The 18,174-nt window shown below is 54.9% G+C and carries 18 protein-coding genes; 8 read left to right on the top strand and 10 right to left on the bottom strand.

The genetic code is table 11. The features are described from left to right. Positions 1-78: 78 nt before the first annotated feature. The 7 genes from Q0908_RS13135 to Q0908_RS13105 all read right to left on the bottom strand — a co-directional run bounded on the left by Q0908_RS13135 (position 79) and on the right by Q0908_RS13105 (position 5,918). Complete coding sequence (locus Q0908_RS13135) at positions 79-987, bottom strand: AraC family transcriptional regulator (protein ID WP_299285062.1); 909 nt, start codon at positions 985-987, stop codon at positions 79-81. Continuing rightward, positions 984-1,886 (bottom strand): AraC family transcriptional regulator, encoded by a 903-nt coding sequence (locus Q0908_RS13130; protein ID WP_299285059.1) that lies wholly within the window; start codon positions 1,884-1,886, stop codon positions 984-986. The genes Q0908_RS13135 and Q0908_RS13130 overlap by 4 nt, the downstream gene beginning before the upstream one ends. Further along, on the bottom strand, positions 1,883-2,773 hold the full coding sequence (locus Q0908_RS13125) for an AraC family transcriptional regulator (RefSeq protein ID WP_299285056.1): 891 nt from the start codon (positions 2,771-2,773) through the stop codon (positions 1,883-1,885). The genes Q0908_RS13130 and Q0908_RS13125 overlap by 4 nt, the downstream gene beginning before the upstream one ends. Before the next feature lie 8 nt (positions 2,774-2,781). Then, the gene (locus Q0908_RS13120; protein WP_299285053.1) at positions 2,782-3,702 is read right to left on the bottom strand and encodes an AraC family transcriptional regulator; all 921 of its coding nucleotides are present in this window, start codon (positions 3,700-3,702) and stop codon (positions 2,782-2,784) included. A gap of 154 nt (positions 3,703-3,856) precedes the next feature. Continuing rightward, the gene (locus tag Q0908_RS13115; protein ID WP_299285050.1) at positions 3,857-4,309 is read right to left on the bottom strand and encodes a ferritin-like domain-containing protein; all 453 of its coding nucleotides are present in this window, start codon (positions 4,307-4,309) and stop codon (positions 3,857-3,859) included. Further along, positions 4,306-4,977, bottom strand: a complete 672-nt coding sequence (locus Q0908_RS13110) for an ATP-binding protein (protein WP_299285047.1) — start codon at positions 4,975-4,977, stop codon at positions 4,306-4,308. Before Q0908_RS13110 ends, Q0908_RS13115 begins: the two co-directional genes overlap by 4 nt. A gap of 203 nt (positions 4,978-5,180) precedes the next feature. After that, positions 5,181-5,918, bottom strand: a complete 738-nt coding sequence (locus Q0908_RS13105) for a hypothetical protein (protein WP_299285044.1) — start codon at positions 5,916-5,918, stop codon at positions 5,181-5,183. A 91-nt stretch (positions 5,919-6,009) separates the two neighbouring features. On the opposite strand from Q0908_RS13105, the gene Q0908_RS13100 reads away from it, so the two are divergent. Beyond that, positions 6,010-7,017: an AraC family transcriptional regulator gene (locus Q0908_RS13100; RefSeq protein ID WP_299285041.1), complete on the top strand. Its 1,008-nt coding sequence runs from the start codon at positions 6,010-6,012 to the stop codon at positions 7,015-7,017. Between the two features lie 269 nt (positions 7,018-7,286). Here Q0908_RS13100 and Q0908_RS13095 read toward each other — a convergent pair whose 3' ends face one another. Continuing rightward, entirely contained in the window at positions 7,287-8,171 is an 885-nt protein-coding gene (locus Q0908_RS13095; RefSeq protein WP_299285038.1) for a tyrosine-type recombinase/integrase, read from the bottom strand. A 74-nt stretch (positions 8,172-8,245) separates the two neighbouring features. After that, the gene (locus Q0908_RS13090; RefSeq protein WP_299285035.1) at positions 8,246-8,593 is read right to left on the bottom strand and encodes a hypothetical protein; all 348 of its coding nucleotides are present in this window, start codon (positions 8,591-8,593) and stop codon (positions 8,246-8,248) included. Positions 8,594-8,748: 155 nt separating this feature from the next. Here Q0908_RS13090 and Q0908_RS13085 point away from each other — a divergent pair, with 155 nt between their 5' ends. The 7 genes from Q0908_RS13085 (at position 8,749) to Q0908_RS13055 (ending at position 17,693) form a co-directional block, all read left to right on the top strand. After that, a complete protein-coding gene (locus tag Q0908_RS13085; RefSeq protein WP_299285033.1) occupies positions 8,749-9,171 on the top strand; it encodes a helix-turn-helix transcriptional regulator in 423 nt (140 codons plus the stop codon). Between the two features lie 4 nt (positions 9,172-9,175). Beyond that, complete coding sequence (locus tag Q0908_RS13080; protein WP_299285032.1) at positions 9,176-9,472, top strand: hypothetical protein; 297 nt, start codon at positions 9,176-9,178, stop codon at positions 9,470-9,472. Between the two features lie 65 nt (positions 9,473-9,537). Further along, positions 9,538-11,025 carry an ATP-binding protein gene (locus Q0908_RS13075; protein WP_299285031.1) on the top strand — a complete coding sequence of 496 codons (1,488 nt, stop codon included), beginning with the start codon at positions 9,538-9,540 and terminating at the stop codon, positions 11,023-11,025. After that, a complete protein-coding gene (locus tag Q0908_RS13070; RefSeq protein ID WP_299285028.1) occupies positions 11,022-13,772 on the top strand; it encodes a Z1 domain-containing protein in 2,751 nt (916 codons plus the stop codon). Before Q0908_RS13075 ends, Q0908_RS13070 begins: the two co-directional genes overlap by 4 nt. Further along, positions 13,759-14,721 carry a PD-(D/E)XK motif protein gene (locus Q0908_RS13065; RefSeq protein WP_299285025.1) on the top strand — a complete coding sequence of 321 codons (963 nt, stop codon included), beginning with the start codon at positions 13,759-13,761 and terminating at the stop codon, positions 14,719-14,721. Before Q0908_RS13070 ends, Q0908_RS13065 begins: the two co-directional genes overlap by 14 nt. Beyond that, a complete protein-coding gene (locus Q0908_RS13060) occupies positions 14,714-16,813 on the top strand; it encodes an AIPR family protein (RefSeq protein WP_299285022.1) in 2,100 nt (699 codons plus the stop codon). Before Q0908_RS13065 ends, Q0908_RS13060 begins: the two co-directional genes overlap by 8 nt. After that, on the top strand, positions 16,803-17,693 hold the full coding sequence (locus tag Q0908_RS13055) for a DUF2971 domain-containing protein (protein ID WP_299285019.1): 891 nt from the start codon (positions 16,803-16,805) through the stop codon (positions 17,691-17,693). The genes Q0908_RS13060 and Q0908_RS13055 overlap by 11 nt, the downstream gene beginning before the upstream one ends. A gap of 12 nt (positions 17,694-17,705) precedes the next feature. Here Q0908_RS13055 and Q0908_RS13050 read toward each other — a convergent pair. Further along, the coding region (locus tag Q0908_RS13050; protein WP_299285016.1) for a transposase at positions 17,706-18,174 on the bottom strand (469 nt) is incomplete at its 5' end.

Below are 18,174 nucleotides of genomic sequence, written 5' to 3'. Positions count from 1 at the left end.
TGTTGTCGTAGCGGTTCGGCTTTGGCCGGCTAGAGCACGACAAGAGGCTACCCGTCTCGGCAAATGACTTAAAGCGGTCTAAGTCCGCACCGCCTTGCGCCATCTGCCGGGGCTGATGCCGACATGTTTGGAGAACGTGGAGGTCATATGCGCCTGATTGGAGAAACCCGTCGCATAGGTGATGTCGGCCAGCGTGTCCTTGGTGCCAAGCAGCAAATCCTTGACCCGCATCAGACGGCGCTGGATCAGGAACTGGCCGGGGGTTTGACCCGTGGTTTCCTTGAACGCGCGGGTAAAGCTGTAAACGTCCATGTTGACCAGCCCGGCCACAGTATCCATCCCGCCGATATCTTCGATCTGGTCTTCGAAATAGGAAATCACGCGCGCGATTTCATCCGGTGACAAGGGCCGTGTCGTAGGGGTCAGCACCCGTGGCCCATTTTGACGGCGCAGGACAAGCAAGGCGAGCTGTTGCGCCAGCAAATCGACGTTCAGGTCGGTGCCGATTTGCGGGTTGCGGGCTTCTTCCAGAATGGCTTCGGCGTTGGCTTTCATGGCTGGATCAAAGATACCGTAAAACGCCAGACTATTGACCCGATCCGGATCACCCCTGAACAGGCTCGACGCACACTCCGAAAACACGCTGCGGTCAATATAGATTTGCTGCAGCTCGGCGTCGCCCTCGGACGACTGAATAGTAATAGCATCTGGCTGAATGTACGTCAGGCTGCCCGGCACAAACTGTGCTGTGCGATCCGAACCTGGCTCGGCCGCGATATCAAAGGTCATGTGATGCGACCCCTGCCGACCCAGCTCGAACATATGAAAGTCGATGATCGCGTTCGTGATTTGAGTGTCTCCTTGCCGCACGACAGTTGTGTTGACGCGCTTCCAATTGTGTCGGATAGGCTCAAGAATGCCAGAGTTCCACTGCCCCACCAACAGGTCGGCCATCTGGTCTCGCGTGACAAGCTGCGTATCGCTCATGACTTCACCGCCTTGCGCCATCTGCCGGGGCTGATACCGACATGTTTGGAGAACGTGGAGGTCATATGCGCCTGATTGGAGAAACCCGTCGCATAGGTGATGTCGGCCAGCGTGTCCTTGGTGCCAAGCAGCAAATCCTTGACCCGCATCAGGCGACGCTGGATCAAGAACTGGCCGGGGGTTTGACCCGTGGTTTCCTTGAAGGACCGGGTAAAGCTGTAAACGTCCATGTTCACCAGCCCGGCCACAGTATCCATCCCGCCGATATCTTCGATCTGTTCTTCGAAATAGGCCACAATGCGGTCGAGGTCCACATCTGACAAGGTGGTACACTTCGGCTCGCGCAATTGTTTGGAATTCTGTCGGCGCAGGATCAGGATCGCCAACTGCTGAGCGATCAGGTCGGCCGTCAAATCGGTGCCAATACCGGGGCGACGCGCTTCTTCGAGCAGTGCGAGAAGCAATGACTTGATGTGCGGATCGAATATCCCCTGAAATCCAAGGGACACAATATTGTCACTGTCGCCCTTGAATAGATTGTCTGCGCAGTCCTCAAATATCGAGTTGTCGATATATACCTGCTGAAATTCGGCGCGACCTTGGCAGGTTTGGGTCATCGATACACCAGGCTGCGCGTAGGCTAGCTTGCCGGGCTGCACCACGCTTTCAACTCTGTCGCCATTTTCCAGCAGACTGTCGCTTTGCACATTGTGCCTGCCGTTGATGCACACCTCCAGCATATGAAAATCAAGGGCGTGATCATGAATCTGGCCATCGACCTGGGTCATCACGGCCGTGTTCACACGGTGCCAATTGTGATGCGGCGGCTCCGTAATGTCAGCATTGTATTGGTCCATTATGACCTCGACCATTTGCTGTCTTGTTACGATCTGGGTCACGACTTCACCGCCTTGCGCCACCTGCCGGGGCTGATGCCCACATGTTTGGCAAAGGTTGTTGTCATATGCGCCTGGTTCGAGAAACCGGTGGCATAGGTGATGTCGGCAAGCGTCTCGTGGGTATTGATCAGCAAATCCTTCACCCGCATCAGGCGCCGTTGGATCACGAATTGGTGCGGGCTGGACCCGGTTGCGGATTTGAAGCTGCGCGAAAATGCGAATGGGTCGCGTTCGAGCACAGCCGCAAGATCGGAGAGGTCAAAGCCGTCCTCCATCTGCGCGTCGATGAAGTCGACAAGCTTGTTGATTTCAAGCCCGTTCAGCGGGATTGCGACACCGTTTTCGAGGGGTTTGCCAAAGACCGCCAACAACTCGACCGCGAGCTTGAGGGCGACGGATTCGGTCAGCACCTTCGATCCGGCCTTGTCCGAGGCCATGACGTCATATTGCTCTTCGATCAGCGCATGCAGGCCGGGGCGCACAAACCCCAGACGGGTCTCAAGCACGCCGGGGTCGTCAAGGCGTGGGTCTATGTCGGTGACCCGTTTGAACAATGCGTCATGGATGCCAATGACGGTGTTCGTGGTTGTACCTTCGTAGTCATAGACCTGCCGCAGCCCCGCTGGAACAAAGGTGAGCGTGCCGGAACGGATATCCGTCGATTGCTTGACCCCGTCGATATCGCTGTGAAGACGGCCGCGCGCTTGAGTGGACAGGACCAGCGTGTGCATGTTGCTTGGGTCGATGTCAGACTGATGTGAGCCAATCGAGAAATTGGCACAAGCGACATCGCAATCATCGGGCTGAAACAGCACTCCGTCTGTGATCTCGTGCTCGACAAAGCCCATGAAGTCACGGCCCGACAGCATGTCTTCAGTATATCTCACAGCATGTCTCATCCCAGTCTCCCATTGCGATAATTCGCGACAGATATTCCCAAATAGGTCCGAAACGCGGTATCCAGCGCCTTGGCGTTAGCAAACCCGACACGGCGCGCCATGACATCCGTGTCTTGTGGTACTTTATCGTACTTTATCCAGTTCTGTACGATTCCGATACGACGCTCTGTGCGGAACGTCTCAATGCTCAGTCCGGCCTCGGTGACGAACCCGCGCGCCATATGTTCAGGAAGAACCCCGACGGCATTTGAAATGTCGCTCAGGGAAAAGTCCTGGGTCATGTTTGCTTCGATGTAGTCGATGGCATGACCGAATTGCAGATCAGTCAGGTCGATATGCGGCCCATTGGGGTCGGTGGGCTTGCCCACAAAGCCGACGAGTTGTCGCGAAAGCTCAAGCGCGATGGTGTCCGCCCAAAGGGCTCCGCCCGTCCGGGTGCCTTCGGTGATTTTCCTCATCGTCTCGGCAATGGCGTGGTGATGGCGCCCGCTAAAGCCGTGCATCTCGATCAGATCGGGGTCGCCCTGATCTGCGAGCCGCTTGGCCGATTGCATCATGTTGTCCTTGATAAGCACATGCGTCATCTCGGCCCGGCCCAGCATTTCGAACGCCGTTTTGTGACCGGCTGGCATGAAGCACAGCACGCCCGGCTCGACAATGGATCTGTTTGGGCCGGTGTGCGCATCGAACGCGATATCTGCCATGCCGTGCCCGCGCTGCGCTAGAGCAACAAAATGGCTTTCGAGCGGCGGGCTGTCGAACGCATCATTACCTTGCTCGACCCGGATGGCCTGAACGCCGTTCCAATCTGTCTTGAACGTGGTGGCGGATATGGTGGACTTGGTCTTTGACTCAAGAAAGGCTGCAAAACCTTTGTCGCTTGTCCGGCTCTGCTCCGTTTCATTCAGTCCGGCCATCGAATTTATTGTCCTATCATGCGCCCCACTCGCGAGCCTTGAGCTACCTGGTCCGAAAAGTCTCACCTGTCCGTGCACAACGCATCATGGTCGTATAACGGACCTACAAGATAGATATGGTCCGTTTATTATTATTTCGAATTCTTGCGCAGAATTATCGATTTTCAAGAATCAGCAGCGAGAGTCGGTGCCGGTGCAGACGATGGACTGTGATCATAGCCCCTAGGAAGCCCACAGCGGGCATTTCATCTGCGTCGCGGGCAACATCAAGCGCTGCACTGACCGACAAGGCGGCCTGTTTGTGCCCTCGACGCAGGGTGCTGACCATATTGGACAGCTCGGGAATGTCGTGGGCCGTGGGTGGATTGATCAAAACCACTCCATCCGAATAATCGAGAACGGGCCGTAACCCAAGACTCAATACCTGTTTCGCAATCGGGTCGATTATATCGTCCAGTTCGCGGGCCTGCTCTCGGAAACACTGCCGGGCCACTTCTGCCCCCGGCCCTTCTACGTTCCATTCATAGCTTTTGGTTGTACGCGCCATACGGCAGGTATTGCCCAAGACATGGCACAGTGCATCACAAAGAGCGGCTCGTTGTTTCATGGCGATGTCGCATTCGGCTCGCGCCGCGGGTCGGTCAAGAGCGGCAAGGAAAAGCCAATCCGAGTGCCTTTTTCGCCGGTACTGACCAGCGTGAGTTGCCCACCGGCCCATTCAATCAACTTTGCGGCCGAGACAAGTCCCGCACCGGTGTGATCAGAGTACATCGTCACGCGCGCGTCCTTCTGTTGGAACCACTCGATCACATGCGCAGGCAGCCCGTTGCCCTGATCCGCGACCTGAACGTACAGCTTGTCTTTGTGTTGCGTGGCAAAGACATCCACACTCCGCCATCCGGCCCGCACCGAGGCCATGACGGCGTTTGTCACGAGTTGCCACAAAACCTCCACAAGAAAGGGCTGCGAGCAATCAAAATCGATATCATCCAGGATCTGGAGGTGCAGCGAATAGGACTGTCTGGCCGCCCGTCGGGTCCGGGCGATCGTGACATCGATTTCGGTCAATATCTCGGCAAGGCAGTCGGCCCCTCGCAAATGGCGCATGGGTTTGAAATCAAGGCCGCTGACATCATCGCTGAGGCATCGTTCGGCTGCTGCGAAGTCCGCTGCGTTTGGGTGCTGTTCTGGTGGACAGCCATGTGCGCGTGACGAGGCATCGCTTTCGCTGACCTCGCCCAGGTTGAGTTTGAGGGAACTCAGTTTCAAGCTCATAGTCTGATCCTTCCGTCCATCATGCACCGGGCGCCTCGTCCGCAATGGTATGCCCCGCTCGGATGCGCCGGGGCAGACGCATCCGAACAGGACGGGAGTGAGGTGAGCCTTGGGACATTGCTCACCTCTATCGCTGCCTGTCGGGAGTCCTGATGGCCAGCACGGGGAGAAACTGGCAGGTCAGGCAGCTTTTCGAAAACGTGTTACGCCGATTGCAAGGTCGGCGTTGTCGCATCTTTCCGCGTTGCGGACCCAGCTGGTTGCGGAAGCGCAGGCGGTTCCACCGGAACCCGGACCAGCAGCGCATTCTGACCGCTTGCGGGCGTATCCAGTTTCATCTCGCCACCCAACTGGCGAATAACGGTAGAGGCTGTCAAAAGGGTCGTACTGACATGGGCCTCCCCCTCAGCCGCAGGGTCGGCGCAGGGGTAAAGGTAGTTCATGAACCGCTGAGACATTTGCGGACCATCGGTGGACAGGCGAAACACGACAAAGCCCGGTTCGGCGACAGCATCAATGCAGACTTGCGAGCCGCCATATTCCGCAATCGTGCGCGCCGCATTGGTCGACAGATCCAGAAGCACCCGAAACAGCGCCAACCCGTCCACCGTAAAGATCACAAGTGGGGCAACCGACACTTTGAAGTCAATCGCCACCCCGGAATTTTTCTGACTGTCCCGCGTGAAATCAACGATGTTGTCCAACAACTGCCGCGTGTCGTCACAGTTGTGAAGACGCGGCAAGGCAGGGTCGGTCGAAGGCTGTAACTCCGAACGGCAGATCGCATTCACACGCTGAATGGCGCGGGTGATGCGGTCAGCCTGTCGCTGGACATGCTCGTCCTTGTGCTGGCCCAAAAGCTCGGCGGCAAGGCCGGCGCGCGTCATCAGTCCTTTTATGTCATGGGCGATGCCACGCATCTTCAGGTGATCAAAGGACATGGTGGTCTCCTAGTGTTGGCGCATGAACCTGGGTCCAGTGCGAGTGAGTGGTGACTGCCGGGTATGTCTTCAAGCTAGCGTGAGTCGGGCGATGCGTTATTCCGCTGTCTTGCTGAATCATTTGGATCGCGTGCGGTCGGGTTCAGGCACCTACCAACTTTTCGAAAAACACGGATCGACTAGAATATCGGGATGCCAAAACCCTCTAGTTAACGGATCATGGACAACAATATTGGCGCTCAAAATGCGTGAACGTGATCACACACAACAGACCGGATTTCGCCATGCAGGCGAAGGATATACCATCATTGTGCGCAAGCCAGGGGCGCAACACATCACTGTCCCCGAAGGTGTGCAGTTTCTGGATATCTACCTTGGCCGGTCGGTTGCGCGCTACGAGATCTCGGTACGGCCAGAGGCCGGCACTTCGGCCCCTCCATCGACTATCGTATTCTTGCCCGCTGGCCAAGAATACGAAATTTCTGCGTCTCGGTCGGGGTGGAGCGTCCAGATGTGTTTCGAAACAGATCGTTTACGAGACGCGCTCTCTCATCTGTTGGGGGTTCCCAAGTCATCTCTTGATCCAGACGTGATGCGGGCAATTTGTCATGAAGAGGACCCGGTTCTTGTCGGCATCGCCCAGACCTTGGCAGGTGTGTGGAGCGCGGACATAGCCCTGCCGGACACGCTACAACTCGACGCGGTGGCCCGGCTCTTTATCATGGGTGTCGCATTGCGGTTCGCACTCCACAGCCGCCCGCGCCTGCCTGTCGATTCAGCATCACCCCGAATTCAGCCCGTCTTGGATCACATCGAAGCCAATTTGGCCGATCCTCTCAGTCTCGACAGCCTAGCCTCGATCGCTGGTGTGAGCCCGTACCACTTTGCACGCCTGTTTCGCCGCTACATGGGGCGCAGCCCGCACAAATATATCATCGAACGCCGTGTCGCGCGGGCCCGACGCAAGCTGAACCAGTCGGACGATCCTATCGCCCTGATCGCGCATGATTGCGGTTTTAGTTCGCAAAGTCACATGACGGATGCGTTCGGCAAAGTGATAGGGGTGACGCCCGGCGTCATCAGAAAAGGTGCTCTCTAGGTTTGGGCGGTCTCGGCAGACGGCCTGCGAGGTCATCAATGGGATTTAGGGCGCGACAATCGCCCTTGCCATGTTTGTACTGTGGCGATGATTGCAAAGAGCGCGAAAATCGCTGCGTCTACCCTAAGGCAAAGAAGAAGATTTGACCCCTATCCTTCGGATGGCTTTTCTCAAGCATGGATCAATAAGCTATTCATCCCGATAGTTTTGGCGACCCCGGCAGGATTCGAACCTGCAACCTGCCCCTTAGGAGGGAACCGTTCATAGCGCTATTCCTTCTTTGATTTCTTTCTCTTGGTGGTTTGTACAGTGTCTGGCTGTACGTGGTTTGTACGAAAACGAGCCCTGACATCGGCCTCGTCCGTCTCCGCATGGGCATAGATGCGCATGGGTAAATTGGGGTCAGACCAGCGCCCGGCCTTTGCTGCCGTGACCGGATCAACACCTTGGCGCACGACCAGTTCCGTGAAGAACCCGTGCCGTCCTGCGGGGTGGGCAGAGAGGTACGGGATGTCTGCGCTCTTACAGATCGTCTTCCATCGCGTGTTGTACCCCGTCGAACTTCCGTAGCCGAAAACACGCGGCTTCATGAACTTGCCGGTCTTGCGGTTCTTGGGACGCTTTGGTGGCAATGCTAGGAGCTCGTCCATCATCTGAGGCGAAACAGTGATCCAGCCTTCGGGATGACCCTTCTGTGCTTTGACTCTGACTTTGTTCTCGGCGGGCCGCAGATCGTCAGGCTCAATTGAGACAGCCTGATCGATCCGCGCCGCCGTCTCGAACATGAACCGGACCAAAGCGGCGTTGTAGGGATCGGCAGCTCGGCAAAACGCTTCAATCCATTCCTTGTCGGCCGGCTTGCGTTCAACCCGGCTGAGCTTCCCCCGGCGATTGTCCTGAGCGATCCGCTCAAACTTGTCGTACGGCTTCACCCGGATCAGAGGCGTGCCTTCCAGCTCGTGCGCGTTGTTGATGACCGCACTCGCTGGCGTCACGATCTCGCGCCACCAAGTGTCGGTCGATGCATTTGGTTTAAGTTTGGGGCCAAGGCCCTTCAGAAGCGCACCAGAGATCGCACCCAAAGGCATGTCGCCAATCTCTTCAACAATCGGGATCAACTGCTTCGCTGCCTTGGGGGAGGCATTGTAGAGCATGATCGCATCCGAGAACGTTTTGCTCGGTTCGTCACCAACAACATGGCGACGTATCTGAAGCTCGGTCTCGCGGTTTATCCAGTCCCGTGCACCCGCTTCTGTAGATGCCTTAGTGCTTCTCCGGTATGGGCCTGCGATTGGCCTGCCGTTGTACTCGACCCAGCCCTTAGCCCAGTAGAAGCGGCCCCTCTTGTAGAATTGGAGCGGCATGCCTGGCCTCCTTCAAAAATCTTGTCGATCTGCGCGGGCGTGATCAGCATGGTCCGCCCAAGGCGGTAGAACGCCCCTGTGTCGTTGGCCCGTTCGCGCAGCGTTCGCTCTGAAATATCGATCCCCATGCCGGACATAACCTCGACCCATTGGGCTGGTGTCTTGCCAAGCCCCAGGATTTGCGAGCTGTCTGATTTGTCGGTCTCTGCCATTTCAGTCATCCTTGTCCACCTGAGTTGAAACGTGCGTACGCATGGAATCGCTTGTTTGGTACCTTCTGACGTGCTCAGATGGATTCAAACGGAATTATGCGTCATTTTGTGCGATGTTTATACAAAATTGCGCTTTCGTCAATTGGGAAGTCAGAATGACGCAAAATGATGCTGACATGTTCGCAGAAGTGGGTGCCCGCCTGGCCATCTCACGCAGCGAAATAGGCGTTTCACAGGCTGCGATGGCAGAGGCGATCGGCGTCTCACATCGGGCCTATCACAGCTATGAGAAGGGTAAACGCGGCATTCCAGTCGAGGCGCTGATCAAGATGCACGGGCGATACGAAGTCGATGTTGCTTGGTTGCTGCTAGGCACACGGTCGATCCGTGTCGGTCACGATTTTGAGGCTTTGAAAAGGATCGAAACCTCACTCGATCAGTACCTAGAAAGTGCTGGCATCAAAATCAAAAGCGAAAAACGTGGGGCCATCGTCGCGCGGTGGTACCAGTCGCGGATCGAGGGGCGGGAAGTAACGGATGATGACGTTCACACTTGGATCGAACTCGTAAGGGAGTAGGCAAATGCAAGAACCAAGCAAGAAATGGAAACTGATCCGCAGGGCTACCTTGGAGCACGCGTTCACAAAGTTTGAGAAACCACTGGAACAACTTCTTATTTTTCTCTTGATCTGCAGCTCGATATACTTGAGCGGCTTTATCAGTCTCGCGATCGGCGAACAAATCCAAGCTTTCAACCTACTTTCTGGATTTGCTGTAAGTGCGGTTGCGATCTCCGGGTTACTCGTTCCGTTCGTTCTAGTCTCTGCAATGACATTATTCCTTGCAATGAGAAACCTTAGAAACTTGCTTGAAGAATGAGCGCTAGAAGTATCAACTGGCTTGAAATATTGTTGAATTGGGATTGTTAAATTGTTGTCGTGCCAATGAGCTTTTCAATTCGGAAGGTCGATGCATCCCCTTATGCCGCCTCCCTAATCGAAGGGCATAGAGACTTCGGATACAGTCTCGAGACGGCTTTGGCCGATATCGTAGACAATGCAATCACCGCCAAAGCGAAGGACGTCAGCCTTACTGCTGAAACCGCTTCTGACGAACCATGGATCGCCATAGCTGATGATGGCACTGGGATGACGGAAGTCGAACTCATTGAGGCCATGCGTTTGGGTTCCAAGAATCCGACACATGAACGAAGCGCAGAGGATTTGGGTCGTTTTGGCCTAGGACTTAAGAGCGCGAGCTTTTCACAGTGCCGAAGCCTCACCGTTCTGACACGAAAAAACGGTTCAATCGCTTGCGCTCGATGGAACCTTGATAGGATTTCGAAGAGAAACGATTGGAGTTTGGAGCTAATCGACGATACTTCGTCGCTGCTTGGGCGGGAATTGTTGCCTGAAACAGGAACAGTCGTAATTTGGGAGAACCTAGATCGTTTGAACGGCGGCTACACCCATGACCTTGTCAAGCGAGCCGAACATATAAATTCCGAACTGTCTCAAGCAGAAAGGCATTTATGTTTGGTCTTTCATCGCTTTATTGAAGGGACCAATCCCAGCTTAACATTGAGCCTGAATGGTCGGCGCTTGAAGCCGATTGACCCAATGGCCTCATCACATTCTGCAACTCAAAGAGACCCTGAGGAGGTTCTCCGGCTTCGACAGGGCGACGTCCTGATCAGATGCCACACCCTCCCGCATCACAAACGCATGAGCCGCGAAGAGTGGGAAGAAATCGGTGGTCCTGAAGGGCATCTGAAGTCGCAAGGGCTCTACGTTTATAGGGAGAAGCGTCTTATCATCGCGGGCGGATGGCTGGGTCTCGCACGTCAGACTGAGCTCACCAAGCTTTGCCGCATCGCTGTCGATATCCCGAACACGATGGACGCGGAGTGGAAGATCGACGTGAAGAAGGCGTCAGCTCAGCTACCACCGTTGGTACGTGAGCGATTGAAAAAAGTGGTTGAACGCTTTGTTGGTACGTCCAAACGCACTTACAGAAAACGCGGCCAGAAACTGGTCGATGAAACGCGTTTCCCGATCTGGAATCGTGTGCAAAAGGATGGGCAAATAGTCTTTCGCCCCAACCTAGAACACCCCGTCTTTCGAACCTATGACGAGCAGCTGCCGGAAGACCTGCGAGAGGGCTTTGAGCGCTGCTTGCGCCTAGTTGGTTCAGGCCTGCCGATCGAGACACTGCACGCTGAACTTGTCGGAAACGCGGAAGCGGTCGCTGCTGACGAAACTTCGGCAAACGACCTCGAGCAAGTGGTTTACTCCCTCTCAGTGACATTGATGGAAAATGGTGTGCCGTCCGAGGCTCTTTCGGACACACTCCAGACCAACCCATTCTTGCGAGTTCGGTGGGAAGCCGCTGGACCTATTCTCGAAAAATTCTTGAGGACACGTACTTCATGAGTGAAGCAATTGAGACAGTAAAAAACATGGTCGAAAGCGGTCTGTTCAACCAAGCGCGCAAGACCGAAGACGAACTTCGCAATATGATCCGAGGTGTCGCTGCTTTAGTTCCGCCGGGTCTTGATGAAGAAGAGATCGAGCAAATTGCGCGCGAGATCGAGCACAAGCAAGGGATAAAGGCTGGACTTGGTGCAGTGGTCGATAGCGAGGATTTCGAACCTTGGTTGGATGACGCAAAGCCGTCGATCAAACCCTACTACTGGGATCGCTACCAGAAATTGCTCCTGCAAAACGGCCTGCCAAAAGACGTGGTGATTTCTACGGACACAGTTACCGACAAGATCCTCAGTCGACTTGGCAACCCTGAGAAGCATGTGCCGTGGGACCGGCGAGGCATGGTGGTTGGGCACGTCCAAAGCGGAAAGACGGCGAACTACACGGGCCTCATCTGCAAAGCGGCAGATGCAGGCTACAGGCTGATTATCGTTATAGCCGGTATTCACAACAACCTTCGAAACCAGACTCAAGCCAGGATTGACGAGGGCTTCATCGGTCGCGATACCGGAAAGTCCCACGAAGCCAAGAAAGGCGGGGCAAAACATATCATCGGAGTTGGTCATTTCGACCCGAACAACACACCGGTCAGCCTTACCAACACACTGCGGGACTTCAATAAGGCTACTGCTTCTACCAATACCAGCGAGATCGACTCCTACAAGGTTCCTGTCGTCCTAGTCATCAAGAAACAGTCGAATACGCTCCGCAACCTGCTCCAATGGCTAAAGGACAATAGCGCTCGCGGCGACCGTGAAATGATCGATCAACCAATGCTGCTCATTGATGATGAGGCTGACAACGCTTCGATCAATACCAAGTACAACAAGGAAGAGGTCACAACCACAAATCGGCTGATCCGCGAGCTTTTGAACACGTTCCACCGGAGTTGCTATGTCGGATACACGGCAACTCCTTTCGCGAATATCTTTATCGATCCTGATCAAGACGATGAGATGCTGGCGGAAGACTTGTTTCCTAAGGACTTTATCATCGGCCTCGACGCTCCAACGAATTATTTCGGCGGCAGAAAAGTCTTTGTCGAAGGCTTGCCCGATGATGAGGATCCAACATGGTTGAGGTATATCGACGACAATGAAGACTTGCTTCCCGTCAAACACCCACAAGACTTTGAAGTAGAAGCGCTTCCGGAGTCGTTGGTGAAAGCGGTTCGCGCCTTCGTACTGACTGCAGCAATTCGTACGCTAAGAAACCAAGAGCACAAACACTGCTCAATGTTGGTGAACGCCAGCTTTCGGAACCCCATTCAATTACAGCTGCGGAACCGGCTGCACGAAGTGCTTCAAAAGATTCAGAACTCGGTCAGGGTCAACGGTTCAACTGGCAACAAGGGAGTGGCAGACCCAGAAATTGCAGCTTTAAAGCAAGTATGGGAAAGCGAATTCCGAGAGGCTCATTCCTCATGGGATGAGATTCAGGCTGCGCTGCATGAAGCCATCGCTGCTGCACAGGTCGTGCTGGTGAACTACAAGTCGAAGGATGTTTTGGAGTATCCAGATGAAGTTCGTGGCAAAGCGGGCAGAAAATTCATTGCCGTTGGCGGTTTCTCTCTATCGCGCGGGTTAACACTTGAGGGGCTGACGGTAACCTGGTTCTTACGCAACACGAAGATGTACGATACCCTCATGCAGATGGGGCGTTGGTTCGGGTATCGGACCGGATACGAAGATCTTTGTCGTATTTGGATGCCAGCCGAAGCTATTGGATGGTATGCATACATCGCGAACGCGACTGAAGAATTGCACTCAGAAATTCACGATATGGCGGTTGTGCCTACAGCAACTCCTAGGGATTTCGGTCTGGCGGTACGAAGTCATCCAGCTTCGTTGCTCGTCACAGCACGCAACAAGATGGGGTCGGGAACAAAAGTCACGACGCTGATCGGACTCTCCAACAAATTCGTCGAGACATCGAGAGTGAGCACCAGATCAGGCGATCTTTCCGCGAATATTGCTGCGGCCAAGTCTTTCCTTTTGAAGCTCCAGAGTGCGGGCGTTGAGGAGCAGCGATCGCCTTGGGGAGCGTTGTATTGCAGCGTACCAGTCCAAATCATAGACGAGTTTCTTGCCGTGTGGCGAAACGCCGAGCAGAGCGCGACGACTGACCCAGACCCGGTCAGAAAATACATCGATGCCCGAAGTGCGGACGAGCTGAAAACTTGGGACGTATTGATACCCAGCCTCACTAAAGGCAAATCGAACGAAACGTTGGGTGTGCCGATCGTGCCCGCGACGCGATATGTAGACCTGCAAGACCTGCAACATGGATTTATGTCTTTCAGTGGTAAGCGAATGCGTGTTGCGTCTCGGGGGATCGAGAAGGCAGGTGTAGACCCGGAAAGAGCTGAGGCAGCCGAGTCGCGGTATCGGGAAGAAAACGGGAAGACGGTCGGTGATCGCGTGAACTATCCGGACTCGATCTATCGTCGAGAAAGAAATCAAGGTCTTTTCATCCTCCATTTCGTCAAGGCCAAGGCCCCAGATGGCAAGGAAGATGGCAAGCATGTCGACCTAATCCCTGCTGATCCCGTTGTGGCGTGGGGCATAAGCCTTCCAGTTTCTTCTCGCGCAGCCGAACGCGTCGAGTACGTAGTGAATACGGTGCGTTATCGGGAACTGTTCGGCGAAGAAGACGATGACGAAGATCAGGAGGCACCTCTTGAAACCTCGTGATCCATGGGAACGACTCAACCCAGACGAAGCAAAGCGGGTCAATGTCGCGGGTGGTTTTGATTTTTTCTGGGTGCTGTTGGAAGCAGGCATGCCCGGTCTGATGTTGAAATTTCCAAGCGTGCCGCAACCGATACCGCGTCTGCCGAAATTGAAGAACCTTGTTGCGAGCTTCCGTCCTGTATCGGACGGATCGGCATTCGTCCTCGGCCTCAAGGAAAGAAGTCAGGTCGAGATCTTCGAGACCCTTTGCCGGGATGTGGTCGAAGCTGGAGAAGCAGGTGCGGACCGAGACGAAGCGCTCGCCCGAGCACTTCAGCGGACGCGACGCTGGTATCACCTTTTGCGCGGTGGCAAGACCAATGGGTTGTCCGTTGAAGAGCAGCGGGGACTGGTCGGCGAGCTGGCGTTTCTTCGGGAGCTTGTATCGGCGTTTGGACCAGAGACTGCAATCGAGGCTTGGACCGGCCCGACCGGCTCGGCGAAGGATTTCGAGTTGATCGGAAGCTGCGTCGAAGTGAAGGCGAGGCGGGTAGCCGCAAAGCCTTTTGTCGCCATTTCTTCAGAAGACCAATTGGCAGATGTAGAAGGCAGCCGATTGTGTTTGCGTGTGGTAAACGTTTCCTCAGCTGTCCTGCCAGAAGGTCAGAGTCTGCACGATCATGTGCGCATAACGTCAGAGATGTTCGAAGATGGCGGCGCAGCTTTCGAAGCGTGGGAAGAGGCGCTTTATTCGACCGGATATGACCCGGAGAACGGCTACGATGAGCGCCGGTGGCTTCTTGGCGCAACGACCGACTACGAAGTGCTTGATGGATTCCCCCGGATATCTGCGCCGCTTGCACCGGGTGTGGAGAACGTCCGATATTCGATAGCTCTGGATTCGTGTGAGCCGTTCAAACTCGAAGACGCTTTGGTTGACCTGATCCGAGAGGGTCTTGTTCATGAGTGAACTCGAAGGTTTTCACCACGAATTAATAGCCGATATCCAGGGCGACGCAGACGTTCTTGGTCTCGTAACAGTGGAGGCATTCTTTGAAAAGGTTGGCGAGCTGCTCACCGAAGCCGGTGAGTTGGATGGGGCACATCGCGCATATTTCGACGGAAGTGTTTCTGGTAATCCCGCACGGATTGACGGCTATGGTGGTGATCCGCGGGACGGAGACGGAGTGCTTAGCCTAATTCTCTGTGACTTCTCGATCGCGGATGAAGTCCGGCTGATCTACAAGGACCGGCTTCAAGTCCTGCTGAACACGCTTCATCGCTTTCTAAAGGCAAGCTTGAAGCGTGATTTCAGAGAGCAGCTCGAAGAAACAAGTTCCGCTTTTGGCGTCGCCGATTTGATTGCCACCACATGGAAAGACGTCGAAAAGATCAAGCTGATCATCGTTTCGAATGCAGACTCAAGGACTCAGGCCGACGCAGCCAAGGTGACAGATGTCGATGGCAAGCCGGTAACCTTGAGTGTTTGGGATCTAAAGCGCCTTAGACAGTACATGGAGCAGGGGCAGGCACGGGCCAACCTTGTTATCGATTTCGCAGAAGACTTCGGGAGCGGCATCCCGCTCCTCGCGGCATCGGGAGGTGACACCGCGCTTGAGAGCTATTTGGCAGTTATTCCCGGGAAACAACTGGCCGCTATATATGACAAATGGGGACCGCGTCTCCTCGAAGCCAATGTCCGAAGCTTTTTGCAGGCGCGCAACAAAGTAAACAAGGGCATTCGCGATACGATCCGCGATGAGCCACATATGTTTTTCTCCTACAACAATGGCCTGAGCGCAACTGCTGATGCGATCGAGGTGGAGCAATCGGATCAGGGTTTGCAGTTGGTCCGAGCAGACAACCTGCAGATTGTAAATGGCGGTCAAACTACAGCTTCGTTGCACGCGGCGAGACGGGCTTCTGCAGAAGAACTTGAGCAGGTACATGTCCAGATGAAGCTGACCATTGTGCCGCGCGAAAAATCCGAACTCGTGGTTCCGCGCATCTCGGAATACGCGAACAGCCAGAACAAGGTAAACGCAGCCGATTTCTTCGCTAACCACCCCTTCCACATTCGAACCGAAGAGCTGTCCCGCAAGGTACTGGCACGGGGAGAAGACGGGTATCGGGACACCAAATGGTTTTATGAGCGCGCGAGGGGGCAATATGCAGACGAAATTGGACGGAGAAAAAGCGCTGGACGACAAACCGCTGAAAGCAGGAAGTTCCAAGCCGAGTTCCCTCGCTCCCAGTTTCTGACAAAAACTGATCTCGCGAAGTTTGAGAATACGTGGGTCTGCTTGCCACACGTCGTGAGCTTGGGCGCACAGAAGAACTTCGCTGAGTTCGCCAAGCACATCGGCAAGCGATGGGGTTCCGAAGGAGCGGCGTTCGATGAGCTCTGGTTCAGGCGCATGATCGCAAAAACTATCATATTCCGGGCAACTGAAAAGCTGGTCTCAGGTGCGGAATGGTATGAAGGAGGATACCGCGCCAACATCGTGACATATGCCATTGCCAAGCTTGTTCACGACGCGCGCGAGCGGGACATGCAGGTCGACCTCGACGCAGTCTGGCGGTATCAGGATGTTTCACCCGATCTGAAATCGGCGCTTTTGGTAGCCGCTGCTGAAGCCCAGGATGTGATTACAAATCCCCCTGAAGGTGTGCGGAACTTCAGCGAATGGGCCAAGAAGCAGGCTTGCTGGAAGTGGCTGGAAGAACGGTCCCTGAGCTATCCTGACGGCCTTGACCGCGTATTGATCTCTGAGGAACTTGCCAATGATCGAGCTCGTGAGGCACGGGCGGACAAGGCTGTCGAAGACAGTGTAGAGGCGGAACTCGAAGTGCACAGGCTAGGCGCGGCGTTCTGGGCAGAAGCGCGCAACTGGGCACGTGAACGTGGGCTTCTGTCTCCACGAGAAAATGGCGTCCTCGAAACCTGCGCAGCGTTCCCGAGCAAGATGCCGTCAGACAAGCAGTGTGCGATTGCGATGGGTGCACTCAAGAAACTTCAGGATGAAGGCTTTTCATCTGGCGTGAGCGCTGATGCGACCTGACGCGAACAGAAGGCTGCACAAGTTCAGTGGTCCAACCGAGTACACTCTCCAGAATCTGGAAAACGGGATGATTTTTTGTCAGCACCACTCGGCCTACAATGATCCATTCGAATTTTGGAGCAACATCTACGAGGGCATTCCCGATCCAAAGGTTGAACCGGAAAGATTCCTAGCTGCCGCGAAAGCTTGGGGATTTCATGCTAACTCAGTCGAAGACCTGATGGCTGACGATATTTTCTCCGAAAATGTGGAAGAGTACTTTGATGAGTGCCAGCACTATGCGCCTCCGTTTGTCGCGATGCGGGTAGGAATGCGTATTGCTTGTTTCGGCTCCGAGCAAGACAACTTGCTGATGTGGTCTCACTACGCTGATGGTCTTCGCGGATTTTGCATTGTATTCGACGAGGACCTGATCGCTAATGCCGAGCCCAAGGGATATCTGCTCGATGTCGCCTATGTTGATGCGCCGCCCGTAGTAGACAGCATGGTCTACGGAATAGCGTGGGATCAAGATTGGTATAGTCACACCGCAATAGAAGAAACAAAAGTGATGATTGAATATCAAGGTATGGAAGAGAGGCGTGCAGACATCCCCATGTATGAGGAATCCGGCGCTGAAGCAGTCAGAATGATGCATGATATCTGGCGGCACGCCTTCGGCACCAAGCCAGCCGAATGGAGCTACGAGCGCGAAAGACGTTTGTTGGTGCAGTCTGACCGTGAGGACGAATTGCCGATCCTGCGCAAATACCCTGTCGAAGCTATCAAAGAGGTCGTTGTGGGCGAGAGGATGCCACCCGATTACCGACGCCACCTCGAAGCTGTGCTGTCGAAAAACTATGGAAATATTCCAATCGCCACCGCGCGACGTTCAACGTAAGCGGTGCGCGGTTCACACCGGTTTGATGTAGTTCCAGGGCAGCAGCTGGTTGATATCGGTCTGTTTGTGCCCGTCTGCGATGGCTATCAGGACGTCGGATAAATAGCCGTGAGGCTCGATCCCGTTGAGTTTGCAGGTCTCGATCAGTGACGCGATGACGGCCCAGTTTTGTGCGCCGGCATCGTGTCCTGCGAAGAGCGCGTTCTTGCGGTTGAGGGCGATGGGGCGGATCGTCCGCTCGACGGGGTTGTTGTCGAGTTCGATGCGACCGTCGTCGAGGAACAGGCTCAACCTGTCCCAGTATTTGGCGATGTATTTCAGGGCCTCTCCGGTTGGGGATTTGGCCGAGATGCGGGCGCGGTTCTGGGCGAGCCAGAGCTCGAAGGCGTCGATGATGGGTTTTGAGCGGTCCTGTCGTGCAGCGAGCCGTTGGTCGGCAGACATGCCGCGCAGGTCTTTTTCGATACGGTACAGTGCCTGG

Origin of the sequence: uncultured Tateyamaria sp. (assembly GCF_947494755.1) — a bacterium.
In the GTDB taxonomy this organism is placed as follows: Bacteria; Pseudomonadota; Alphaproteobacteria; order Rhodobacterales; family Rhodobacteraceae; genus Tateyamaria.
Note: the sequence above shows the minus strand (reverse complement) of the source record. Positions and strands in the feature narration are given on the sequence as shown.